The sequence below is a fragment of the Rothia sp. P13129 genome (assembly GCF_048512865.1).
GTDB lineage: Bacteria > Actinomycetota > Actinomycetes > Actinomycetales > Micrococcaceae > Rothia.
This window is the reverse complement of record NZ_JBLXYA010000006.1, coordinates 51201-76595: the sequence shown is the minus strand read 5'-3', so window position 1 is coordinate 76595 and position 25395 is coordinate 51201. Positions and strand designations below refer to the sequence as shown.

Below are 25395 nucleotides of genomic sequence, written 5' to 3'. Positions count from 1 at the left end.
GAAAAAACAATATGCCGTTGGTGCAGATACCTTGTGTATCTGCACCAACGGCATATTATGCTCAGCGTCTTGACCGGACTTAAGAGACTAACGATAAGAACCAATCATGCTCATCACATCTAACGCCTGATCCAACTGTTCTTCCGTAATCTCTCCGCGCTCAAGGTACCCAAGAGCTAATACCGCTTCACGAATAGTGCTCTGATGCGCTACCGCATATTTGGCAATCTTCGCAGAAGCTTCATAACCGATATATTTATTGAGCGGAGTCACAGTAGAAGGAGAAGCCTCCGCTAAGAAACGAGACCGCTGAACATGAGCTTCTAAACCATCAATCATCTTGGACGCCATCACTGTTGAAGCATTAGCGAGTAAGCGAATTGACTGTAGAAGGTTAGCAGCCATGACGGGAATACCAACGTTAAGCTCAAATGCGCCGTTGGTAGAAGAAAGCGCAATCGTCGTATCATTACCAACAACCTGAGCGGCTACCTGAATCACTGCCTCACAAATAACAGGGTTCACCTTTCCGGGCATAATAGAAGAGCCCGGTTGCAAATCTGGAATCTGTAATTCTCCTAGACCCGTATTAGGGCCAGAACCCATCCAACGAATATCATTGCAAATTTTCATCAACGAATACGCAATAGTGCGCAAATGCCCTGAGGCTTCAATTAGAGCATCACGGTTTGCTTGCGCCTCAAAATGGTTACGAGCTTCAGTAATCGGTAAAGAAGTCTCCTGCGCAAGTAGCTCAATGACTCGCGCAGAAAAACCTTCTGGAGTGTTAATACCCGTACCAACAGCAGTTCCGCCTAAAGGAACTTCTGCAACACGCGCCAAAGAACTTTCGACACGCTCAATGCCATACCGTACTTGTGCGGCATAACCAGAGAACTCTTGTCCGAGCGTTACGGGGGTTGCATCCATAAGATGCGTACGACCAGATTTCACAACATCTTTGAACTGCTCAGACTTTTGCTCTAAAGATGAAGCCAACGTATCCAAAGCTGGAATGAGATTGTTAATCAGAGCAGAAGTAGCTGCCACATGAACCGATGTAGGGAAAACATCGTTAGAAGATTGTGAAGCATTGACATGGTCATTGGGGTGAACCTCAAGACCTTGCTCCTTGAGACGACGTGTTGCAAGAGTTGCTAGAACCTCATTGGTGTTCATATTAGAGGAGGTTCCCGAACCGGTTTGAAAAATATCAATAGGGAAGTGCTCATCGTATGCTCCGGTTGCGACGTCATCGGCGGCTTCACGGATAGCTTGAGCACGCTGGGAATCAAGAACACCTAGTTCTTCATTCGCGGTAGCAGCAGCCTTTTTAATGAGCGCTAAAGCGCGAATATGTGCAGATTCTAAACGTTGCCCTGAGATAGGAAAGTTTTCTACTGCTCGTTGGGTTTGTGCACGGTACAGCGCCTGTGCTGGGACGCGCACTTCACCCATAGTGTCATGTTCAATACGGTATTCAATATGTTCAGCCATGACTACCAGCTTAGCTTCCATAAAGTGACTTACAGCTCACTTTGCGGGTTTTTGACAAGAAAAAACCAAAAATTAAGAACCACACAATCCCTTAAGCTAAAAACCTCATCGCAGCATTCTTATCGATATTCTGTGAACAATACACCAGCTCAACTTTTCCATCTGCAAGGTGATAAAACATCCCCACAACAGCTGTACGTCCCTCATCCACTGCCTTCGCAATAAGACGTGACTGCTCCAAAATACGTTCCGACACCTGAACAGTATGCTCACGAACCACTTCATTGATACTCGGAGTAGACGACAAATGGGCAGAGATTGCTGAAGGAATAATTCTCTCCACCAAATAACGAATAAAGCCTCCAGGAAAAACACCCGTCTTCAACGCTTTTTGAGTGACCGAAACAGCTCCACACGAATCATGTCCAAGAACAACAATCAGTGGGGTATGTAAATGTGCAATCGCATACTCTAAAGAACCGGTAATCGCACTCTCCATCACATGCCCCGCCGTTCGTACCACGAACATATCGCCTAGACCCTGATCAAAAATCACTTCAGCAGCAATACGAGAATCGGCGCAACCAAACAACGTTGCATAAGGGAATTGTCCACTGACTAAATCATTGCGACGTTCTGCATCTTGATTCGGATGCTCCACCTGCCCGTGTACAAAACGCCAATTTCCTTCAATCAACCGTTCAAGAGCCTGTTGTGGAGTAAAAACTCGCTCGCTAGTATTCATTCTTTTTCTTTTCTCAAGGCCCACAGAGTTTTTATCTACTGAATACCCGAAGACGGTGTCGGTTCAACAGTTTTTGTGGGGTTCTTCTCGTATGCAATCACAGCGTGAGCTAACTGAATAATTTCGTCCTCGGAACTTTGCCCATTGAGAATGACCGTTGTTCCTGAAACAGTACCCACATACGAAATGGTTGGTTCACCATCTTTAGGGGTATATATACGCACATCCCAGAGTACTCCAGCAACCTCCTGTGTTCTTTGAACAGGAGCATTATTGACTCGCTGAGCAATCCACGTAGGGTTAGTGTTTTGGGCTTGAACCAGCTCAATATATCCTGCTTGAGCAGTGAGCTGACCAGTGTTCCAGAAGTTAATACCATCTGCTTGACGACTCTTCCATCGAGCAAAGTTATAACGCCAGCCGTCTATCTCTGGCGCTGCTACAGGATAACCAGCCTCTTGAGAAGACAGGTACGCAATAGAATCTAAATCAACTTGTGGATTGTAATGATTCTTATTGGACGTCAAAGCAGGGGTTAACCAGAGAATAGGAATCAGAATAAGAATCATCACCGCCATCGAAATAATCATATTTCGAGCCGGAGCATGAATACGCTGTGCCTGTTTTTGCGTAATCAGGGGAACTACCGGTTCAGAAGAATCATCAGTAGAAAAGGTGTCTTGAGATGAAGGATGTTGTTCTGTGCTCACCTAACTATTTTCCCCTATCTTTCTCATAAAAAACCTTAAGACGTCCTAAAGAGCTCAGAAAAACTCAGGTAATAGAGAGAAAAATTTAGCAATTTGAATCACAACAATCAATATATGGAACTAAGCTTATAGAATGATGACGGAAAAAGGGAACCAGTCATAACGACGACGTAATGACTGACCTATGACCACATCTTAAGTACATATCATCCACTTCGAAGGTCAGGGAACATGTCAGAAAATCTGGCGCAGAACGATACTTACCACACCGATCGAAACCTCGCACTAGAACTCGTGCGCGCAACTGAAGCTGCTGCAATAGCAAGCGGACCCTGGGTAGGGGCAGGCGACAAAAACCTCGCTGACGGCGCAGCCGTTGACGCTATGCGATACCGACTCTCCACCGTCAACTTTAGCGGTACAGTCGTTATCGGAGAAGGCGAAAAAGACCAAGCGCCCATGCTTTTTAACGGAGAAAAAGTAGGAGAAGGCATAGGTGCCTCCTTTGATATTGCCGTAGACCCTATCGACGGTACACGGCTAACGGCTCTGGGAATGGATAACGCACTATCGGTTATTGCCGTTGCAGAAGCTGGCTCCATGTTCGACCCATCTGCCGTGTTCTACATGGAAAAACTTGTTGCTGGACCAGAAGCAGCCGAGCTCGTAGACTTACGACTACCTGTTAAACAAAACCTTCACCTGACCGCAAAAGCGCTAGGCAAACCCGTGAGCCAACTTACCGTTTGTGTGCTTGACCGCCCTCGTCACGAAAAACTGATTCAAGAAATTCGTGACGCTGGTGCTCGTACTCGCATTATTCTTGATGGCGACGTTGCCGGAGCTATCGCAGCGTGCCGTGAAGGAACAGGTGTAGACCTCATGATGGGAACCGGCGGAACACCAGAAGGAATTGTTGCTGCTTGCGCTATCAAATCTACTGGTGGAATCATTCAAGGCCGACTCGCACCTGTCGATGATGCCGAACGTGAAAAAGCTATTGAAGCCGGACATGACCTTGACCGTGTCCTCACCACTGATGACCTCGTCACCAGTGACAATTGTTTCTTCGCGGCAACAGGAATTACCGACGGTAAACTCCTACGTGGTTTGAGATACAACGGAAACACCGTTACCACTCAGTCATTGGTCATGCGTAGTAAATCAGGAACAGTGCGCATTATCGACGCAGAACATAACCTAGAACGCTGGGAACGTATTCTTCAGCGTAAAGCAAGTGTACGCCGATAACCATACGTAGAAGGCTTTACCAACAAAAACTGCGGGTGGGGTGAAAAACAGTATGTTTTTTCACCCCACCTGCAGTCTGTTAAGACACTTTGAGCAAAATGCTCAGAACAAAAACTTAAGATTCTTGACGAGCTGAACGAACCTCAGCAACCTTAGCCTTAAGCTGTTGAAGGCCCTCACGAGCAGCGCGGATACCTTCGTAGGCACGGTAACCGACCGCAGAGACGGGCAAATCCCATGTTCCAGGGTAAGCGACTGAACGTCCACCAAAAGACTTCTTAAATTCGGTGAAACCTGCCCACTCATGATTCGGATCATCATTAGGAGCAATTCCGAACAAGTCAACGTATTTGAGACCTTTTTCTTTCGCATCCATAATCATCCACGACACGAGAGGTTTGTTGATGCGTAGCTTACGGTGTTCCCAAGACGTCCCCGTGTGGGCATAGGTGCGTGTGTCGTCAGAGTCATAGACGAACGTCGCCCCAATAGCTTCACCCTCAGCAGTTCGAACAATAATAAGACGAGCAGCATCTTCAGGCATAAGAGTTTGAGCAACACGCTTAAGATAATCATCTTGCTGACGCTTAAACTGATTACGTTGCGCTGTCTGCTCTAGATATTTGGTAAGAATCTCAATATCCTCAGGATTATGTGAGACCTCAAAGGTAATACCCTTCTTATGAATATTACGGTGCAAGTTACGGTTGGTGGATTGCATCTGCTGTAAGAGTTCATCCTCAGATAATTCCAAATCGATAATCTGAGTGTGTCCGGGCTGAATCTGCCGTGGAGATAGTTTAAAACCTCGTGCAGATAAGAATGTATCTGCCGAACGAGAACCCCAAATAGCTTCTTGCGTAGGTTCAATACGAATAAACCAGCATTTATTCTCGGCAGCAACCTTCTTCATCTCTGCGATAGCCTCATCAAAAGCCTCCGAACTATCGGCAACAGGGCCATAGGGGGAGTAGAGGTATCGTCCGGTTTTACCGCCTTCTAACGTTGCAAGATAGCTCCACCCATCTCCGCTACCACGGAACACCTGGTGACCATTTGCTGTTTGGAACTTTGCCCAAATATCTGATTGCAGGATATTACTCATGGTTTTCAGCATACCGAACACTGAGCCTCTTTGCTCACTCTATAACAGCTGAGTTATCCCACATTTAATGAAGAATCAGAGAAAAGAAAAAGTTCCACTGCTCGAATATCTTTGGGCTAATGATTAGGGTGCATAAGGTTTATCAGACGGTACATCTTCTACTGTCGGCAGGTTTGTAGAATCATCTTCTTGCTGTTGGGTGCGTGATGAAACTTTAGCCCGGAGAACTGCACCCTTATCCTGAGCAGAACGTTTGAGATTCTGCGCAAACTGTTTGATATCAGCTTGAATCTGCTGAGCTTGGTCATCAACACCAGCACCTAAGATACGTAAAGCAAGAAGACCCGCATTACGTGCACCATTGATAGACACTGTTGCTACCGGAACACCGGCTGGCATCTGAACAATAGATAACAAAGAGTCCATTCCCTCAAGATTTTTTAAACGCACTGGCACACCGATAACTGGCAGCGGCGTCACAGAAGCTAACATCCCTGGAAGATGTGCAGCACCACCAGCTCCGGCAATAATGACACGAATACCTCGCTCATGCGCACGGAGCCCATACTCAATCATTTCTTCAGGCATACGGTGAGCTGAAACTACATCAGCTTCGTATGCGATACCAAATTCCTCAAGAACGGCAGCAGCTTCTTCCATAACTGGCCAATCAGAATCAGAACCCATGACGATACCGACTATGGGCTGGGTGTTCTCGTACGATGAGAGCATCATGTTACTCCTTTGAAGAGGTGAGTGTCTCTGCGCCAGTGCTGAAGAGACGGGATAATGTTTCAGCGGCTAGTTGCCGCTGGGGTAATGATTGTTCAGAACCTGTGATGTTAATGTGCCCAATTTTTCGTCCGGGGCGGACATCTTTACCGTAAAGATGTATTTTGGCTTGAGGTTCAAACGCTAATGCTTGCGGGTAAAGTTCCCAAATATTTTCATGAGTTCCACCGAGAATATTTTTCATGAGTGCACTAGGCTCTGTGAGCTGAGTGTCTCCTAGAGGAAGATTAAGTACTGCTCGTAAATGCTGTTCGAATTGACTGGTCTTTGACCCGTTTTGAGTCCAATGCCCAGTATTGTGTGGGCGCATTGCTAATTCATTGATGTAGAAGCCCTCTGGCGAATCTGGCACTTCAAATAACTCAACTGCCATAACGCCTGTTACGTTAAGTTCACGGGCAAGGGTCTGTGCAGTATCGCGTATCTTTTGCGCTAAATGCTCGGATAATGCTGGAGCTGGGGCAATAACCTCATCGCAGACAGAATTAACTTGCCGTGATTCACTAATATCCCAAAGACGAATCTCTCCGTTGTCATTGCGTGCAACAAGTGCCGATAACTCTCTCGTGAAAGGGACTTTCTCTTCAACTAAAAGTGAGGAAAACGCCGTGTTGTGTTCAAGCTGAGCGAACCATCGTGCGACGTCTTTGCCGTGTGCTTGCTCTGGAGAGCTGATAACCATGACACCTTTGCCGTCATACCCTCCACGTGGAGTTTTGAGAACAATATCCCAACCATATTTTTCACCAAAGCTAAAAAGTTCTTCACGAGTACGTACCTCAGCCCACGGTGGGTTAGCTAATCCTAGGCGGTGAACTGCCTGACGCATCTGTAATTTATCTTGAGCATATATGAGAGCTTGAGGGCGTGGCTGAACGTTAATACCTTCGCTGATGAGCCGTTCTAAGAAATCGGTGGGGACGTGCTCATGATCAAAGGTCAATACATCAACGTTCTGAGCAAAATCGTGAAGTTGTGTGTAGTCGGTGTAATCGCCGACAGGTGCCTCAGGAATGGTTTGACGCGCACAAGAGTTTTTGTCTTCAGCCATGACTTTCAGATGAAGACCTAATTCATGGGCGGGAGCTGCCATCATACGTGCTAACTGACCGCCACCAACAATGCCAATGATGGGAGAGTTCACAACCATAAGGCTACCTTCTTTTCTGGTTGGAAGGGAAAAATGTCTTTTCATGAAATATCGATAAAGGTGCTTAGAGGTTTGGTGCGCATACCGCTTTTTCTTCACGGAGAATACGATCGATTTCTTCGGCACTCCAGAGGACATTCGGATCTCGTAGAATAATAGCTTTTCCTTGAGAAAGATAATGTAGGACCTGTTGAAGATACTTAGCGTTGAGCATGGTAGGAGCGCTCATATCGTAGGACTGTTCCGGTGATGTCTCTTGGACTGTTAGCGCCATATTGTTGAGAAGTTGCTGATAGCTGGTGTCTTCCCAGGCGGTATCCATGAGAGATGGTGTTGATAACCCATGGTAGACATCGCCATAGGAACGAACAAGAGCGCAATAATCCATGGTGTCATCGGGTAGAACACCCATAAAGCGTGGTGCGAGAGGGCTTTTTTCAATCATGAGCTGATATTCGGCAGAGTTTTTGTGAAGATTATCAGTGTTATCGGTACAAAATATATCGGCACATTCTTCTTCTGCTGATGTGAACTGTAATTGCGCTCCGATGCGGAGGGCAGCTAATGCAATGATGATAGAGCGCCAATGCGTGCTGGTGTTTAAATGTATTGGTTCTGAACTATCAAGCTCACATTCTTCACTGAGAAGGTTTGCTGTTTTGCTTACCCAATTTTCGAGGACTCGACCAGAGAGTTCAATACGTTCTGAATGGGTGCTGTACCAGATAAGAGCTGGGCTTTGACGTGTTTTAAGCGTGGTAAAAAATTTTTCAAAAGAATAGTTTTGGGAGGGTTTTTGGGTGAGCATGCACATAACTTTAGCGAAAAACTCCTCGAAACATAATGTATATCACTTAACTTTTGAGATAAGAGCCATACTTTTTGGCCGATATGGAAAAACATCGCATAACACAGTAGGGTAGATACCACATCGAGGGTATAAAAGACGCTGTTTCAGTGAATAAAATATAAAAGTTTTTGCTCTCAGCTTGACTAAACCGGTATTACACGCGTGTAATTAGGTTCAAGGTTTATTGCACTTTTGATTTTGCTTCAGCATCGTTGCGAGCTATACAGTGTATGAGTGCCAATAAACCACGCCAATCAAGAATCAGCAGATTGGTCAATAGAAAACCTCCACGATATAGGGACACGGAAGGGACGAAAATGGGTGTGTATGCTCACCGCAACTACGGGAGCGAATCGCGATATAGCGGAACACAGACCCAACGTTATACTATGCAATCCGCTCAATACCTTGAAGAACGAGCAAACGCTTTACTAGCTGCCGCCGACGCTAAAGAAAAAGCAAAACAGCCTCCACAGCAAAAGAAGAACCTTGACCCGTTCTCTGCAGAAGCGCTTTCCCTCTGGGAAGCTGCTGCCGGCTTATATAGCACCGAAGGCGACGACGGAGAACTTGCTTGGCAAGCAGATGCTCTCTGTGCACAAACAGACCCAGAAGCATTCTTCCCTGAAAAAGGTGGCTCAACACGCGACGCAAAGCGTGTGTGCAATGAATGCCCCGTACGTGAAGCATGTTTAGAATATGCAATGGATAATGACGAACGCTTTGGCATCTGGGGTGGACTATCCGAGCGCGAACGTCGTCGTCTGCGCAAACAGACTATTTAGCAGAAAAGAGAAACGCTGTGATGGCACAAGTTCGCCTTTGCTCACGACAAACCTGCCAACGTGAAGCTATCTTCACTCTGACTTATGCATACAGTCAATCAACGGCAGTTATCGGTCCGCTCTCGGCACACCGTGAACCACACGCCTACGACCTCTGCGCATTTCACGCAGAGAGACTTACTGCACCTCAAGGGTGGGATGTGATGCGTTTGGACGAGTCGCAACCTGACACACAGGAATCCCCCTCCAATGAGCGCGAGTACCCGACACTGCGTAGCGTACAAGACTAATCTGCTGTTTTTCTCAGTTTAGAACTTTACATATCAAACTACTTATCAGTAAACTGATAACTTCGAGTGCAAGTTTAACTTGCACCATCACAACACACACAGACTCACCTCAATCCCCAGTGCCACTGATACCGCCACACTAAAAATGGCGGATATTCACGCGCACCACACTCGGTAAGTCCCTCCCCGTCGTATGTTCTTCAGTAATCACAAACACAGTAACTAAGGTGGATAAACTTCGTGAGTCAAACACGACCAAACTCCTCTCGTACCTTCGCGCGACGCCCCTTCCTCAGCGCATCGGCGGCATTGTTAGGGCTCACTACATTGAGCGCTTGTGGAGCAACTAAAAACACGACACCACATGCAAATAGCTCAGCAACCCTAACACCAAGTGCGAGCCCCAGCCCCAAAAAATTTACAGGAACTGTCGAAGCTGTTCCTGCCAAAAAAACCACCGAATATAACCCCACTCACCCTGTGACGCTCACCGTCACCGGCGGAACACTCAGCAACGTCACCCTCAAAAATGAGGACGGAGAATCCGTTAACGGTGAATACAATGCCGACAAAACCGTGTGGACGTCCGCCGAAACCCTCAACTTCAAAGACCACTACACCATGAGCTGGACAGCCGAAGACCCCGACGGCGGAAAAACCAACGGAACGTCAACCTTCTCCACTGTCTCCGCCGCATATGAAGCTGACGCGAACACTAACATCATTAACGAAGCCACCTACGGTGTTGGAATGCCCATCGAAATCCGCTTCTCAGAACCGGTCATCGACAAAGCATCCATGGAAAAAGCCATTACCATCACCACCGACAAAGCACAACCTGGAAAATTCCGCTGGTACTCCGACCACATGGTGCGCTACCGCCCCGAAAACTACTGGGCACCTAACTCCACCGTCACAGTCAATATCGACATCCTTGGACTAGATTTCGGACAAGGAATGATCGGTAACGCAAATATCAAACGAACTTTCCACACTGGCAATAAACACTACGCATTAGCTGATAACAACACTAAACTACTCACCATGTACGTCAATGACGAACAAGTCTACCAAGCTCCTATCACCCTAGGAGACCCCGAATGGCCTTCTGTGACTGGGCAACTTGTCATCATGGAACAAGCAAGCACCTACTTCTTTGACTCCGGCTCACTCGGACTCAAAAAAGGAGACCCACACTACTACGAACCCTTCTGGGCTACAAACGCCTCACGCATCACCGCAGGGGGAGCCTTCGTACACCAAGCACTACCTAGCGCATACCCCTACGTAGGAAACGCCAACGTCTCCCACGGCTGTATCGGATTATTACCAGCAGACGCAAAATACTTCTTCGACTCATTCCGCGTCGGCGACATCCTCGAAACCATCAACACCGGATACCCCAACGCCGACCCCGATGACGGTTACGGAGACTGGAACATCCCCTTCGAACACTACGACGACGAATCATACGTCGGCAACTGGTAAAAATAATCTATACCTCAAGTCCCTCACCCCACACCGGTGAGGGACTTGATACTATCTGAGCTGACCTATACTTATTGCAAGTACAGCAAAAATAAGCGCGCACGAGCAGGAGCTATAAAATGACAACCCCTCCGCAACGACGGAACGAATGGGCAAAACTGTCCCCAGCTATCTCCCATAAGGTAGCTAACGCCGACGAACTACTCTCCGCTCGCAGACAAGAAACCCAAGAAAAAGATAAAACTTCTAACCCCTCAAATACAGGTACTGTACATAGCGGCACCACCCCTTGGGCATCACAAAAGCAGCCTTCACCCGTGCTTCACACCAGTACAACGCCTGAATCCCACAACCAACAGGAACAGCACACAGCACCAACCACAAGTGCCGCAGAAGAAACTGCTACCACCCCAGAACAACCGTTAGCTACCCAAGAAGAACAACACAGCACACGACGTGCAGCACGTGCAGAAGAAAATCCCGAACAACAACAAAAACGCCTCAGCACACGAGAAACCGCCGTCGAAGACAAACCCAAACTACTTGGACTGCGAGCAACACTTATCGGGCTGAGCGTACCACTACTCACCTTCTTCCTCAGCCTCAAACTCGTAGCCTCCTCAACTTTTCTCTGGATTGAATACCACCGCGCCGCATTCCCCAAAGACCGCTACGGGTTCGACACACAAGACCGCCTCACCTACGGCAACTACGGGCTAGACTACATCTTCAACCTCGCACCAGCTAGCTACCTCAGCAGTATCAAAAACCTCGAAGGGAAAAAACTCTTCCTCGATAGCGAAGTACAACACATGACGGACGTCAAGCACCTCATGCTCACACTCACCGTTCTTGCCATCATGAGCATCATCAGCGCACTACTTTGCGCACGAACCCTAAGCCTGCGAGCACCAGGAATCATCCGTCGTAGCATCTGGTACGGAAACCTTGCCACTGCACTCATCCTTGCCGTACTAGCCATTATCGCCATCACCGGATGGGACGTCTTTTTCACCCAATTCCACCACATCTTCTTCCCCCAAGGAAACTGGCAATTTAGAGAATCAGACACCCTCATCCGACTCTATCCACCACAATTCTGGGTTGACGCAGCACTCGTATTCTGCACCCTATGCCTGAGTACTATCGCCGTTCTAGCAGCCATAACCTGGCCCACCACATACCGCAAAATACAAGAAGAAAAACGCAAACAAGAACGCCAAGAACTCCGCCAAAAACTAGCTGGATAAACAACACCCCATGAACCAGAATCTCAGGGAGCAAGAGTGACAGCCCCACAAACACCCATAGCTTTAACAAAAGGCTGGAAGCTAGAAGAACTGTATACCCGACTCCACGTCGAATACATTGCACTACCACGCTATGGCTGGATTGCCCCCGCCCTCATCGTCCTCCTTGCCGGAGCACTACGATTCTGGAACCTTGCCCACCCCAACGCCATCGTCTTTGATGAAACCTACTACGTCAAAGACGGCTACTCCCTCCTCCATTACGGATACGAAAGAAACTGGTCAGAACACGCTAACGAAACATTCGTCGCCGGAACACCTACCGGAATACGAGACACCGCAGAATACGTCGTTCACCCACCCGTTGGAAAATGGATGATTGCCTTCGGAATGGCACTCTTCGGAGACAACAACCCCTTCGGATGGCGTTTTGCAGCAGCACTCACCGGAACACTCAGCGTTGGTCTTATCGCCCTCGCCGGATGGCTTATCTTCCGATCTGTTACCGTCGCAAGCCTCAGCGCACTACTACTAGGTGTCGACGGGTTAGCTATCGTTCAATCAAGACTTGCCCTACTCGATATCTTCCTCATGTTTTGGCTTCTTGCCACCTTCGTCTGCCTCCTTCTCGACAGAGAACAAGCACGTAGAAAACTTGCTCAAGCCTTGCACCACAACGCCCAACACAATGGGGGAGAACCCACCAGTAAACTACTGCAATACGGACCTAAAATAGGTATCCGTCCATGGCGTATCCTCGCCGGAATCTGTGCCGGACTAGCCGTTGGCACAAAATGGAACGCACTATTCTTCATCGCAATATATGGTGTTATTACCGTCCTTTGGGACAACCGTGCACGCCAACTACTCGGTATCAAAAAATGGTGGATACGCGGTATCTTCGACGACGGGATACGAGCCTTCCTCTCCATCATCGGTATTGGACTCCTTACCTATATCAGCACCTGGTCAGGGTGGTTCCTCTCCGATAACGCCTACCACCGACACTGGGCAGAAAAACACCCAACAGCAGGACTGCTCTGGCTACCCCCAGCGCTACGCTCCCTCTGGGAATACCATGTCTCCGCGTACTCTTTCCACACCCACCTAGACAGCCCTCACACCTACCAGTCACCAGCATGGCAATGGCTCATCCTTGGACGCCCTACCTCCTACTACTACGAATCCCTCCACCTCGGAGAAAACGGATGCCCCGTCGCAAAATGCTCAGAAGCAATCCTTAACGTCGGAAACCCACTCATCTGGTGGGCTTTCATCGTCACCATGGCACTGACACTATTCATCGTCATCCTCAAACGTGACTGGAGATTTGCCACTCTCTGGGCCATCTTCGCTATCGGCTACTTTCCATGGTTCGCCTACCCAGAACGAACCATGTTCTTCTTCTACGCACTATCTTTTGAACCCTACGCCATACTTCTACTTGCAGGAACGCTAGGACTAGCACTAGGACGCCCCAACGACACTCCACAACGCAAGAAAAAAGGCCTCATCATCGTGGGCCTCTTCATCATCACCGCACTACTTATCACCATCTTCTACCTGCCCATATGGACAGCCGAAATGATTCCTTATGAACACTGGCGCTGGCGAATGTGGTTCAACCGCTGGATATAAACAAACAACCCTCACCACCATTGAAGATAAGAGCAACACCCCGATGACACACAACACAGAAACCAACACCCTGCAACACACCACAACACCAGAATCTGCCGGAGTGCTCATCCTCGGAGGCACACCCATCGGAAACCTCTCCGACACGACAGACCGACTTAAACACTACCTACAAACAGCAGACCTCATCGCCGTAGAAGACACCAGAACCCTCCGCCGACTACTCAGCGGGCTAGGACTCCAAACCCACGCAAAAATTATCACTAACCACGACCACAACGAAACACAAAAAACTGAAGAAATCATCCACGCTGTACGCTCTGGAGAAACAGTCCTCCTCCTATCCGACGCAGGCATGCCCACCATCTCAGACCCCGGATATATTGCCGCACAAGCCGTCGCCGCAGAAAACCTCCCCGTATCAGTCGCGCCTGGCCCCTCTGCAGTACTTAGCGCTCTAGCAGTCTCTGGTCTTCCCAGCGGGCGATTCACCTTTGAAGGATTCCTCGCCCGTAAAGGAAGCGAACGCACCAAACGCCTCAATTCCCTAGCCACCGAAGAACGAACCATGATCTTCTACGAATCCCCACACCGCCTTGCAAAAACACTACAAGATATGAGCCAAACCTTCGGCCCAGACCGACAAGCCGTCGTCTGCAGAGAACTCACCAAACTCCACGAAGAAATACTCCGCAACTCCCTCGCCGAACTGACAACATGGGCTCAAAACACTACCATCCGCGGAGAAATCGCACTCGTCGTAGCAGGCGCAGAAACACCAGAAACACCAGAACCTGAAAGCCTTGTCGACCAAGTCCACACACTCGTCGACCAAGGTATGCGACTCAAACAAGCCTGCGCACACATCGGAAAACAGCACGGGGTCTCCACAAAAGAGCTATACAACGCCACTCTCGCCTCACGAAACTAACACCCCACACCACATAACCCTATCTACTGTTGAAAAGAGACCCCAATGTGCACCTCAAAAAATCAACCTAACGATAGAGACTTCACCACCGAAGAACTCACACACTACGCCCAAAAACTCGGTATCCATCTTCCCACCGAAGAAGCCCAACAAAGTATCTTCACCAACACACCACACCCAACAACAGGGCAAACACCACCAGCTTACGAAAGCTCACATTACAACCTCCACAACACCGAAACAGGAGAAGGCACCGGACGCCGATCAAACACCGGAACGAACGGAAGCGCTCGCAACCTTGTCTTCCCTCCAGCGCCAGAACCCTTACCAGCACCTGTTATCGACAACCACACACATATGGATCTACTCGATGGAAACGTCAACATTAGCGTGCGCGACGCCTTAGATACAGGGGAGGCCCTCGGCATCTCACATGTTGTTCAGGTGGGCTGTGACGTTGAGTCTTCTCTCTACTCATTAGCTGTAGCGAATATGGATACACGAGTGTTATCTGCTGTCGCCTTACACCCTAACGAAGCACCACGCCTACACCAACAGGGGAAGCTAGAAGAATCTTTAGCTATTATTGATCGTTTAGCTCAACAGACACGAGTCTGCGCTATCGGAGAGACTGGACTAGATTATTTTCGAACGGACGAAGAAGGCCGCTCTCCACAACACGAAAGTTTTCGTGAACATATTCGTATTGCTAAAAAATACGGTAAAGCACTTCAAATACATGACAGGGACGCTCATGAGGACGTCGTACGTATCCTCCTAGAAGAAGGCGCACCCGAGAGAACTGTTTTTCATTGTTTTTCAGGTGACGAACACCTAGCTAAAATCTGCATGGAACAAGGATGGTATATGAGTTTTTCAGGAACCGTCACTTTCAAAAACTCTCATGGCATCCAAAAAGCACTAGAAATAGCAGACCCATCTCTTATTCTGGTCGAAACAGACGCCCCATTTTTGACACCTCACCCTTATCGCGGGCGACCTAACGCCTCTTATATGACGAACTATACGGTACGTTTTATGGCAGAACGCAGAGAATCTGAGCTTGAACAGTTCTGTGAACTACTGACCCAAAACTCACATATCGTTTACGGCTCGTGGGCAGAAAGAATGAGATGAACCCTGCTATAAGTGATGTGGATTCTTGCCAGTATTATGCTCTTCTTGGCATAGATTGCTAAGATGAACGGTGTGAACGAACAGCAACTATTAGGCCCTCAAGAGATTCGTGAACTTGCAGATTCTCTTGGTATTCGGCCCACGAAAACTTTGGGACAGAACTTTGTGATTGACCCGAATACGATTCGTCGTATCGTGGCAGCAGCACATATTGATCCTCATGAAACTGTCCTTGAAGTTGGGCCTGGGCTTGGTTCTTTGACCCTTGGACTCTTAGACGCTGCTGCTGCTGTCGTTGCAGTTGAGATAGACCCTCCACTGGCACAACAACTTCCACACACAATAGAACGCTTCAGAGCAGAACGGGCGGAAAACCTTAGCGTTATTCACAGTGATGCCATGAAGGTATACCAGCTTGAACAAAACCCTACTGCGCTGGTTGCAAATCTTCCCTATAACGTTGCTGTTCCTATCCTGATTCACCTGTTCACCCATATTTCTTCACTACGTCATGCTTTGGTCATGGTTCAAGAAGAAGTTGCTCAACGTCTTGCAGCAGTTCCCGGCTCAAAAATTTATGGTGTGCCCTCGCTCAAAGCCAGCTGGTTCTGTGAAGTCTCTCAGGCTGGAATTATCGGTAAGAATGTCTTTTGGCCTGCCCCTAAAATCAATTCTGGGTTAGTATCCTTTACCCGACGTGAGCAACCTTTATCGGATGTTCGTCAAGAACTAGTTTTTTCTATCATCGATGCGGCGTTTGCTCAACGTCGTAAGACTCTACGCGCTGCTTTGGGTGTTTGGGCCGGTTCGCCGGCTCAAGCTGAAGAGATCCTTAACCATGCTGGGATTGATTCATCATTGCGTGGTGAGAAGCTTTCCATTCATGATTTTGTTCGTATCGCTGAATCAGCTCGCGATCTTGGCTATGACCACGGCTCAATGACTCGCGGACAAGCTCACTAAAGGGTAGAAGAGGTTAGAACCTATGAGTGCTTCCCAACCATCAGTTGTTGCTTACGGATACGGCAAAGTTAATATGTATTTTGCGGTAGGTGCCCCCGAAGCTAACGGCTATCATCCTGTTGCCAGCTTGTACGCTTCAACTTCATTAAAAGAAACTATTAGTATTCATAGCACTAAAAATGCCGGTATAACGCTCAGTGCAGAAGTTGCTTCTGATTCATTACTAGACCAAATGCAACAAGACGGAGTGTTCGATCTATCTGTTGTTCCTTTAGACTCTCGTAATCTTGCGTATCGTGCTGCTGAGGCTGTTCTGCACGAACATGGGCTAGGAACACATGACGTTGCATTCCGTATTCACTTGGTGAAAGCTGTTCCTGTTGCTGGTGGTATGGGTGGCGGTTCAGCTGATGCTGCAGCAACAATTCGCGCCGTAGATGAGTTTCTCCTCAAAAGTTCTATGACAACATCATTACTACCTGATAGCGCATACCACCGTATTGCAGCATCTTTAGGCGCTGACGTTCCTTTTGCCCTTCACACGGGTGTCGCTATTGGCAGTGGGGTAGGAGATCAACTTCAGCTTCTGGAACTACCTTCTACCGTGGAGCCTTTACCTGTTGTGCTGGTTTCTTCAGCCCAAGGGCTTTCTACACCAACCGTCTTTCATGAGTTGGACAGGGGTCGTATGCACGGAGATTATCCACCTGCAGAAGATGTTTTGGCGGTTCCCGACGGTCTTTTAGAAGCTTTGGTCGCCGATACCGCACCTATTGCTCGTCTCTATGAAATTTCACGGTATATCCGTAACGATTTAGGGGCACCTGCCTGTACCTTAGCTCCAGAACTAACGAAGGTATTAGGGATCGATTCCGAAGGACTTATTGCAAGTTTTGTATCAGGCTCTGGCCCCACCATTGTTTTGCTGATGGACTCGGCAGAAGAAGCTCAAAAACTTGCATCGTCTTTGCGGAGACGCGGCGGTTACGCTATCGCTGCATACATTCAATAACATCAAAATGGGGTGTGCGAAAATTCTTAGTTTCGCACACCCTCTTTTAGGTTCTTATCGGTAGAACCTGCGAGGCAGGTCATACATGAAAGGGGCCACTTTATATGTCATCTTCCAAATGAAAAGACAGATAAGAGTCACCATAATAGAAATTCCCCAAGGCAAGAGAAGATATTCTAGTTTGGAGAATTGTAGACCAAAGACTACCAGTGTAGCTCTTGTCACGAAGTCGAGGATAACCATATGTAAGGCATAAACGGGTAAAGTTCTGAAACCTAAGTAACGTGTGAGTTTGTTAATGCCGTTGATTTTGTCGATTTGGTCGCAGAGCCAAATGAACCACGCCAGTGCTATAGGGCCTACAAAGGCTTCAGCCCATGGGAAATAGGTACGGAAACCCCAGATTGCATAAACTATAAATGAGGCGAAGAAAACGGCAGTTAACGTTATTCCCTGGAATACAGAAACTTTAGGAACAACGTTGAGTATTTTCGTTCCATACCACGCACCAATCATGAAATAGATGAGGTAATGGAGGCAGTGGTCCCAACCCCACGAACTAGTTTTGATGATGTCAGTCGCGTAGAGGAAATAAATCGTCAGCAGTACTGGGAACTGTATAGATTTGGGTATTTTGAGGGTAAGACGCCAGTACGCGTAGAAGAGCATCAGCGCGAAGAAGTACCACAATTCTGAATGAAGCATTAACGTTACTTTAGCCCAATGCAGAAGTTCGGTTGTGAGATTGGTTTCTGTTCTAACCGAGACAAGAACGACCTGCATAAGAGCGTAAAAGAGACTCCATACAATGTAGAGATATCCTAAACGTGCTACTCGGTTAACCCAATATTTATCAGCTGGTTCGTAGACTTTCTTATAAAGAAATATGCCTGAGACAAGACACAGAGCAGGCATCCTGAAAAGAATAAGAAAATCATCAAAGAGAAGAAGCCAACGAGGCACAGATAAGCCTATATTATGTTGAATAAATAGAAGGACGTGATGGTATATCACGAAAAATACAGCTATTCCTCGTGTTGTATCAATCCATTGTGCTCGTGTTGTTTTGGGTTTTTTTGATATCTGTGCAGAAGATACCGGTTGTGCGTGGGACATAATTCCTCTGAAGAAAACGGTGATGGATAAAGCAAAATAAAAATATCTAGTTAAGGGGACGAATACTATCTAACTTTTGTTGATTCCATGAAGTCCATTGCAAGAATTTACTGCGTTTCATCGGACCCTCAGCCGCAAACTTAATTCTTTCATCAGGTTTTCCTGAAGAAATATTTTCCCAGACCTGTTGAATTTGCTCATCGCTAAGCTTGCTACCAGCTTCCCAGTGCGGGGCAAACCATGAGAGGTCTTCACCTGTAAGCTTACTGCTTTCTGTTCCTTGGCGAACTTTGCGTGCAATCTGTTGTACGCCTCGATACTGGACGTGGATAATGTCTAAGTCACAGGATTGTTTTCCTAAACGGGCAACATTATGGTTGCCAGGCCAGATAATGGCTAATGGGTGCGTTTTAAAAGCAACTTTTCCAGGGAAAGAATTTGCGGTATCCATGATTAGTTCTGTATTTTTGAGATCTTGTGGCGAATCAATAACAGGTACTGTGTGATGGAAACGAGCATATATAACGGAAGAATCTGTGTTTTTAAGGAATGATTTGAGGGTTGTGGAGGGTGCATACCAAAACTCGTCAGCGTCAAATGGAATAATCCAGCGCGCACCACGTTGCCACGCAATATGAGATAGCCATGTCATTTTCTCTGATTGGGTATGTTCAATAACGGTATCTCGAGAAATAAGTATTCGAGGGTCATTTGCTGCTTTTTCTTGGAGATATTCCCAAGTGCCGTCACTCGAAAGATTATCGGCGATAAGGAGTTTATCTATTCCTTGCGCAAGAAAATGGTCAATAACTAGAGGAAGTACATCTATCTCATTTTTAACGACGCTTACTGCCCATAACTCCTCTCGTTTGAGGGTTCTTGGGGGCAACGTCGAATGAAGCTGCATTCCTTTAATAGCTTTATATTGAGCTTTTATTTTGTCTTTGCTATTACGCTGTTTAAAGGAGTAACTTATTTGCCCTAACTCAGTGCGCAATGTGCTGAGAATTTTTTTCATGATTTTCCCCTTGGTAAACGGTGATTAAAGTTCGTATCAAATGCGGACGTACTGAGTATAAACTACTCAAGAATTTCGGAGAGCTCGAGCCAACGTAGCTCTAGTTCTTCGATAGAAGCGTCAAGTTCACTGATATCTTGCTGTAGTTTTCCTAACCCCGCAAAATCGGTAGGGTCGTGTTCTGCCATGATGGAAGAAATGCGTTCTTTTTCTGAACTGAGTTTAGACATCTTTCGATCTATCTGGTTCATTTCTTTTTGAGCTGCGCGAAGTTCTGCCCCAGAAACTTTGGGCTGAGCGTCATCTTCTGCAGAATTTTTGTGGAGTGCGTATGCTCCAGAGCCGTTTCCTGCAGAGCTTCCGCCCTTTCCCATAGCAGAAAGATTCACGTATTCTTCAACCCCGCCGGGTAGATGTCGGAAGTTTCCATCAATAATGGCGTATTGCTGGTCGGTTACACGTTCCATCAGATATCTGTCGTGTGAGACAACAAGTAGTGTTCCTGGCCAGGTATCTAGTAGGTCTTCCATGGCTGCGAGCATGTCTGTATCAAGGTCGTTAGACGGTTCATCGAGGATGAGGACGTTTGGCTCGTCTAAAAGAATGAGTAAAAGTTGTAAACGTCTTTTCTGCCCACCTGATAAATCTTTAACAGGGGTAGATAACTGTGCTGTTGTAAACCCTAAACGTTCAAGGAGCTGTCCAGGTGTCATTTCTTTGCCGTCGGCAACATATGAGGTTTTTTTGCGAGAGATTACTTCTGAAACTCTGTCATGTTCAACTTCTTTGAGTCCCTCTAGTTGCTGAGTAAGCGTCGCAATTTTGACGGTCTTTCCGTGCTTTACTTTTCCGCTAACCGGTGTAACGGCACCCGTAACTAGTCCTAGAAGCGTTGATTTTCCAGCACCGTTAACGCCAAGTATCCCCGTGCGTTCTCCTGGAGCAATATGCCAAGTGATATTTTTGAGGACTTCTTTTGACTGTTGCGGGTTTTCTGGATCAGGGTAGCTGACAGAAACATTTTCGATATCGACAACGTCTTTCCCTAAACGTGAAACTGCCATCCGCGATAGTTCGATGGTGTTGCGTGGGGGAGGGACATCTGCAATGAGTTCGTTGGCGGCTTCAATACGGAACTTTGGTTTTGAGGTGCGTGCTGGTGCACCTCGTCTCAACCATGCAAGTTCTTTGCGCATGAGGTTCTGACGTTTTGCTTCGGCCACTGCTGTTTGCCGATCTCTTTCGACGCGTTGCAGGATATAAGCTGCGTAACCACCTTCAAATGGTTCGACGATTCCGTCATGCACTTCCCATGTGTCAGTACAGACTTCGTCAAGGAACCACCGGTCGTGTGTGACGGTGAGTAATCCACCAGCATTTTTGGACCACCGATTTTTGAGGTGGTTTGCTAGCCATGTAATAGCTTCTACGTCGAGGTGGTTTGTGGGCTCGTCGAGCATGAGAACGTCCCAGTCTCCAGCTAATAGTGCTGCTAGTGCGACACGTCGTCGTTGCCCTCCTGAGAGGGAAGAGACGCTGGCGTCCCAATCAAGGTCTTGTACAAGACCGTTGATAACATCACGAATTTTAGGGTTTGATGCCCACTCATATTCTGGTGTGTTACCAACAATTGCTTCACCGACGGCGTGCTCATTGTTGAGAGTGTCAGCTTGGGTGAGGAATCCAATGCGTGTTCCAGAACGGACGGTTACTTTTCCGCTGTCTGGTTGTAATCGTCCTGCAAGCAAGGAAAGGAGTGTTGATTTTCCGTCACCGTTTTTACCGACGATGCCGATACGGTGTCCTTCGTTAACACCTACGGTGATGCCTTCAAAGATAGTGCGTGTAGGAAACTCTAAATGGAGTGATTCTCCGCCAAGTAAATGTGCCACATGTATAGCCTACATAGCTTGGTGTGTTTATGTGGTGCTTTGGGCTAGAGCGGTAGAGTGTTTTAGTGTGAGTATTTTCTAAACGAGGAGTAATACCCTGTTTAGGGGACAGCTGATAATTAGTCGGTTGCGTTAAGGAAGTCTTGCTAAAATTAGACTTTGAGTCAAAATATCTTATTGGCACAAAACGTATCTAAGGAAAGAGGAGCATGGCGAGATTTGGCCTAGGGGCGTTAAAGAACCTTCTTGGAGGAAACAAACAGCGTAAACACGAGGTTTTTTCACCCGCCACACCTAAAGCTCCTAACCCATCCACAGGGCAGGCTGCTGTCGTTACCCCGCCCACAGGGAAAACTTCTATCGTTGCAAAGGAATCTCCTGTAGTTTCGATTACTCCTGCTGCACCTGTGTCACGAAAAATACCTGAGGGTGCGAAAAAGATTCTTTTTGTCTGTACCGGAAATATTGCACGTAGTGCTTCTGCCCAGTACCTTGCGCAATCTATGGTGCCTTCTGATTCGCCGTGGATTTTTGATAGTGCAGGAACTGGTGCTGTTGTTGGCAGTCCGGTGGCTTCACACATTGATAAGGAGCTGGAGCGTCGTGGAGTGCCGTATCTTGGGCATCAAGCGAAGCAGATTAATACCCGACTCTTAGCTGAGTCGGAATTAGTATTGGTGATGGAGCGTGCCCATCTTGACTGGATTGTGCAGGAATGGCCGCAATACCGTTCTAAGGTGCGTTTGTTGCGTGAGATGTCTCGCCTGCGTGAGGGTGCTGGACGTCGTTCAGACCCTATTTCGTATATGAAACAGCACGATAGTGAACCCCTCGCTAAAGACGATATCGCTGACCCTTATCGGCGTGGTGCTAAGGCTGCACAGAAAGCTGTGAAAGAAATTGAAGAATCTCTCAACGTGATTATTGCGTGGCTAGGACACTAAGAATAATAAAAGTGGGATAAATCAAAGCGCGGGAATTTTGATATTCGCTTAGCTTTGGTATGATAGTGAATCGTCTGGTTGATTCAAGGTCTACAAACCGAGAAAATACTGACAATCCGCCATGGTGTAATAGGCAACACAGCGGCCTTTGGAGCCGTTATTCTAGGTTCGAGTCCTAGTGGCGGAGCAAGGTTAACTTCAGCTATATAGATAACTACATTGAAGTAACCGTTTCCCACCCTCGAGGAGTCCTAAACTGTGAATATCGCAGAAAAACTCGCCCCGTCCGCTGTTATTGTTCTAGCCGCTGGGGCTGGGACTCGCATGAAATCTGAGATGCCAAAAGTCATGCATGGCATCGGAGGGCGTTCAATGGTAGAGCACGCAATTGCTGCGGCTCGTGAACTCAATCCTAAAAAATTAGCTGTTGTTGTTCGACATCAACGAGAACGTGTCGCTGAACATGTCGTAGCGTTCGACAGTGACGTGCATATTGTGGATCAAGATGACATTCCCGGTACAGGTCGTGCTGTTGAAGTTGGTTTACTTGGTCTTGATGAACAAGGGGAAGTTTCTGGAACTGTTGTAGTTACTTACGGAGACGTTCCCCTTTTGCGTGCTCAGACACTGCAAGAGCTAATTGCTTTTCACGAAAAAGACCATAACGCAGTCACTGTGCTGACAGCACACCTTGATGAGCCTGGTGCTTATGGGCGTATCGTCCGTAATCAGGCTGGTGAAGTCACCGCCATTGTCGAAGCGAAGGACGCTACCCCCGAACAACTGGTCATCACCGAAATTAACTCGGGTATTTACGCTTTTGACGCTAAAGTTCTTCGTGAATCTCTTGCGCAGGTAACAACTGATAACGCACAAGGCGAAAAATATATTACAGATGTTCTTCACATCGCTCGTGAAGCAGGACATCGCACCGCCGCCCTTGCGATTGACGATCGCTGGGAAGTTGAAGGGGCAAATGACCGTGTACAGCTAGCTCAGCTTGGACGAAAACTTAACGACCGTACCCTAGAACTGCATATGCGTAACGGCGTCACCATCGTAGATACACAAAATACATGGATTGACTCCACTGTAGAAATTGACCCAGACGTTACTATTCTTCCTGGCACACAGCTACACGGTACAACGCGTATCGGAACTGGGTCCATTATCGGACCTGATTCCACCCTGACAGATGTTACTGTCGGTCAGCGTGCTCAAGTGTCACGCACTCATGGCTCAGAAGCAACCATCGGCGATGATGCTACTGTTGGGCCTTTCGCATACCTTCGTCCCGGAACTGTTCTCGGCGAATCTGGTAAAATCGGCACATTCGTCGAAACAAAGAATGCAACCATCGGTAAAGGTTCAAAACTTCCTCACCTCTCATATGCCGGTGACGTTACCATCGGAGACCACTCCAATATCGGTGCTGCCTCTATTTTTGTCAATTACGACGGAGTCAATAAACACCGATCAACTATCGGCTCATATGTTCGCATGGGCTCAGATAACATGTATGTTGCTCCGGTTAATGTCGGCGACGGCGCGTATTCCGGCGCCGGAACAGTTATTCGACAGGATGTTCCTGCCGGTGCGCTAGCTGTTAACGTAGCTCCCCAGCGTAATATCGAAGGCTGGGTTGTCAAAAACCGCGCAGGTACGGAGGCAGCTGAAGCTGCTGAAGCTGCGGGTGCAGAAGCGAAAAACTCTTCCGAGGAGAGCAAAAAATAAAATGACTGCAATTACTAATCCTGGCGAAAAGAAGATGGTTCTTGTTTCAGGACGAGCCCACCCAGAACTCGCCAAAGAAATTGCTCAAGAACTCGGATGTGAGGTTCTTCCTACTTCCGCATATACTTTTGCGAACGGTGAAACATACGTACGCTACGAGGAATCTGTTCGTGGTGCAGATGCTTTTGTGATTCAGTCTCACCCTGCTCCCATCAATGAGTGGGTGATGGAGCAACTCATCATGATTGATTCTCTCAAACGTGCGTCTGCCCGTTCTATTACTGTCGTTTCACCTTTCTACCCTTACGCTCGTCAGGATAAGAAGCATAAGGGACGTGAACCTATTTCTGCTCGTCTTGTTGCAGACCTATACAAAACTGCTGGTGCAGATCGTCTCATGAGCGTTGATTTACACACCGCGCAGATTCAAGGATTCTTTGACGGCCCCGTTGACCACCTCATGGCCATTCCACTGTTGGCGGAGCACGTACGAGATCAGGTTGAAGACATCAGCAATATCACTGTGGTATCTCCTGATACTGGACGAGTTCGAGTCGCTGAGCAGTGGGCAGAGCTACTCGGTGGGGCGCCCCTGGCCTTCGTCCACAAAACTCGTGACATCAATGTTCCTAATAAAGCTGTATCAAAAACAGTTGTGGGTAATGTTGAAGGCCGTACCTGTGTTCTAATTGACGATATGATTGACACCGGCGGAACAATTTCTGGCGCAGTTAAGGTGCTTACCGATAACGGTGCAAAAGATGTAATTATTGCGGCAACTCATCCCGTATTCTCTGATCCAGCAGTTGAGCGTCTCTCACAATCAGGTGCTTCTGAAGTGGTCGTGACTAATACCCTCCCCGTGGGAGAAGACCACCAATTCGAGAACCTCACAGTACTTTCTATTGCTCCACTTCTTGCTCGAGCAATTAAAGAAGTATTTGATGAAGGATCAGTAACCAGTCTTTTCAACGGACGCTCAAACTAAATATTTGTTTCAAACGTAACCAATAACAGGGTAGGGGAGCTCAGACTCTTTTACCCTGTTATTTGTTTTAGAATGCAGAAATTTGGGTAAGCCCTTATTTCGTGGCTAA

General features: G+C 47.5%; 23 protein-coding genes and 1 tRNA gene. 14 read left to right on the top strand and 10 right to left on the bottom strand.

Features of this window, described 5'->3' with window-relative positions; genetic code table 11:
• Positions 1-87 precede the first annotated feature (87 nt).
• From ACN081_RS05565 to ACN081_RS05555, 3 genes are all read right to left on the bottom strand, one after another.
• Complete coding sequence (locus ACN081_RS05565) at positions 88-1497, bottom strand: class II fumarate hydratase (protein WP_419103365.1); 1410 nt, start codon at positions 1495-1497, stop codon at positions 88-90.
• Positions 1498-1588: 91 nt separating this feature from the next.
• Positions 1589-2242, bottom strand: a complete 654-nt coding sequence (locus ACN081_RS05560; RefSeq protein ID WP_419103364.1) for a carbonic anhydrase — start codon at positions 2240-2242, stop codon at positions 1589-1591.
• A 35-nt stretch (positions 2243-2277) separates the two neighbouring features.
• Complete coding sequence (locus tag ACN081_RS05555; protein ID WP_419107203.1) at positions 2278-2952, bottom strand: DUF4245 domain-containing protein; 675 nt, start codon at positions 2950-2952, stop codon at positions 2278-2280.
• Between the two features lie 231 nt (positions 2953-3183).
• On the opposite strand from ACN081_RS05555, the gene glpX reads away from it, so the two are divergent.
• Complete coding sequence (glpX, locus tag ACN081_RS05550; RefSeq protein WP_419103362.1) at positions 3184-4203, top strand: class II fructose-bisphosphatase; 1020 nt, start codon at positions 3184-3186, stop codon at positions 4201-4203.
• 115 nt (positions 4204-4318) lie between these two features.
• On the opposite strand, the gene ACN081_RS05545 is transcribed toward glpX, so the two are convergent.
• The 4 genes from ACN081_RS05545 to ACN081_RS05530 all read right to left on the bottom strand — a co-directional run bounded on the left by ACN081_RS05545 (position 4319) and on the right by ACN081_RS05530 (position 8058).
• Complete coding sequence (locus ACN081_RS05545) at positions 4319-5308, bottom strand: lipid II:glycine glycyltransferase FemX (protein WP_419103361.1); 990 nt, start codon at positions 5306-5308, stop codon at positions 4319-4321.
• 123 nt (positions 5309-5431) lie between these two features.
• Positions 5432-6043 carry a 5-(carboxyamino)imidazole ribonucleotide mutase gene (purE, locus tag ACN081_RS05540; RefSeq protein WP_419103360.1) on the bottom strand — a complete coding sequence of 204 codons (612 nt, stop codon included), beginning with the start codon at positions 6041-6043 and terminating at the stop codon, positions 5432-5434.
• Position 6044: 1 nt separating this feature from the next.
• Positions 6045-7250, bottom strand: coding sequence for a 5-(carboxyamino)imidazole ribonucleotide synthase (locus ACN081_RS05535; RefSeq protein WP_419103359.1), 1206 nt, complete (start codon positions 7248-7250; stop codon positions 6045-6047).
• Positions 7251-7314: 64 nt separating this feature from the next.
• Positions 7315-8058 (bottom strand): TIGR03089 family protein, encoded by a 744-nt coding sequence (locus tag ACN081_RS05530; RefSeq protein ID WP_419103358.1) that lies wholly within the window; start codon positions 8056-8058, stop codon positions 7315-7317.
• Between the two features lie 272 nt (positions 8059-8330).
• On the opposite strand from ACN081_RS05530, the gene ACN081_RS05525 reads away from it, so the two are divergent.
• The 9 genes from ACN081_RS05525 (at position 8331) to ACN081_RS05485 (ending at position 17594) form a co-directional block, all read left to right on the top strand.
• Complete coding sequence (locus tag ACN081_RS05525) at positions 8331-8885, top strand: WhiB family transcriptional regulator (RefSeq protein WP_419103357.1); 555 nt, start codon at positions 8331-8333, stop codon at positions 8883-8885.
• Positions 8886-8905: 20 nt separating this feature from the next.
• Positions 8906-9175, top strand: a complete 270-nt coding sequence (locus ACN081_RS05520; RefSeq protein ID WP_419103421.1) for a DUF3499 family protein — start codon at positions 8906-8908, stop codon at positions 9173-9175.
• 240 nt (positions 9176-9415) lie between these two features.
• Positions 9416-10663 carry an Ig-like domain-containing protein gene (locus ACN081_RS05515; protein WP_419103356.1) on the top strand — a complete coding sequence of 416 codons (1248 nt, stop codon included), beginning with the start codon at positions 9416-9418 and terminating at the stop codon, positions 10661-10663.
• Positions 10664-10782: 119 nt separating this feature from the next.
• On the top strand, positions 10783-11913 hold the full coding sequence (locus ACN081_RS05510; protein WP_419107202.1) for a TIGR01906 family membrane protein: 1131 nt from the start codon (positions 10783-10785) through the stop codon (positions 11911-11913).
• A 36-nt stretch (positions 11914-11949) separates the two neighbouring features.
• Positions 11950-13551 (top strand): dolichyl-phosphate-mannose--protein mannosyltransferase, encoded by a 1602-nt coding sequence (locus tag ACN081_RS05505; protein ID WP_419107201.1) that lies wholly within the window; start codon positions 11950-11952, stop codon positions 13549-13551.
• Positions 13508-14482, top strand: a complete 975-nt coding sequence (rsmI, locus tag ACN081_RS05500; RefSeq protein WP_419107200.1) for a 16S rRNA (cytidine(1402)-2'-O)-methyltransferase — start codon at positions 13508-13510, stop codon at positions 14480-14482. The genes ACN081_RS05505 and rsmI overlap by 44 nt, the downstream gene beginning before the upstream one ends.
• Positions 14483-14527: 45 nt before the next feature.
• Entirely contained in the window at positions 14528-15619 is a 1092-nt protein-coding gene (locus tag ACN081_RS05495; RefSeq protein WP_419107199.1) for a TatD family hydrolase, read from the top strand.
• A 63-nt stretch (positions 15620-15682) separates the two neighbouring features.
• A complete protein-coding gene (rsmA, locus tag ACN081_RS05490; RefSeq protein ID WP_419107198.1) occupies positions 15683-16582 on the top strand; it encodes a 16S rRNA (adenine(1518)-N(6)/adenine(1519)-N(6))-dimethyltransferase RsmA in 900 nt (299 codons plus the stop codon).
• A 22-nt stretch (positions 16583-16604) separates the two neighbouring features.
• A complete protein-coding gene (locus ACN081_RS05485; protein ID WP_419107197.1) occupies positions 16605-17594 on the top strand; it encodes a 4-(cytidine 5'-diphospho)-2-C-methyl-D-erythritol kinase in 990 nt (329 codons plus the stop codon).
• 54 nt (positions 17595-17648) lie between these two features.
• On the opposite strand, the gene ACN081_RS05480 is transcribed toward ACN081_RS05485, so the two are convergent.
• From ACN081_RS05480 to ACN081_RS05470, 3 genes are all read right to left on the bottom strand, one after another.
• On the bottom strand, positions 17649-18710 hold the full coding sequence (locus ACN081_RS05480; RefSeq protein WP_419107196.1) for an acyltransferase family protein: 1062 nt from the start codon (positions 18708-18710) through the stop codon (positions 17649-17651).
• Positions 18711-18756: 46 nt separating this feature from the next.
• Positions 18757-19728: a glycosyltransferase family 2 protein gene (locus ACN081_RS05475; protein ID WP_419107195.1), complete on the bottom strand. Its 972-nt coding sequence runs from the start codon at positions 19726-19728 to the stop codon at positions 18757-18759.
• 62 nt (positions 19729-19790) lie between these two features.
• Positions 19791-21620, bottom strand: a complete 1830-nt coding sequence (locus ACN081_RS05470; protein ID WP_419107194.1) for an ABC-F family ATP-binding cassette domain-containing protein — start codon at positions 21618-21620, stop codon at positions 19791-19793.
• 209 nt (positions 21621-21829) lie between these two features.
• Here ACN081_RS05470 and ACN081_RS05465 point away from each other — a divergent pair, with 209 nt between their 5' ends.
• The 4 genes from ACN081_RS05465 to ACN081_RS05450 all read left to right on the top strand — a co-directional run bounded on the left by ACN081_RS05465 (position 21830) and on the right by ACN081_RS05450 (position 25286).
• Positions 21830-22564 (top strand): hypothetical protein, encoded by a 735-nt coding sequence (locus tag ACN081_RS05465; RefSeq protein WP_419107193.1) that lies wholly within the window; start codon positions 21830-21832, stop codon positions 22562-22564.
• A gap of 115 nt (positions 22565-22679) precedes the next feature.
• A tRNA-Gln gene (locus tag ACN081_RS05460) sits at positions 22680-22751 on the top strand.
• 77 nt (positions 22752-22828) lie between these two features.
• Complete coding sequence (gene glmU, locus ACN081_RS05455; RefSeq protein WP_419107225.1) at positions 22829-24298, top strand: bifunctional UDP-N-acetylglucosamine diphosphorylase/glucosamine-1-phosphate N-acetyltransferase GlmU; 1470 nt, start codon at positions 22829-22831, stop codon at positions 24296-24298.
• A gap of 1 nt (position 24299) precedes the next feature.
• On the top strand, positions 24300-25286 hold the full coding sequence (locus ACN081_RS05450; RefSeq protein WP_419107192.1) for a ribose-phosphate diphosphokinase: 987 nt from the start codon (positions 24300-24302) through the stop codon (positions 25284-25286).
• Positions 25287-25395: the final 109 nt, after the last annotated feature.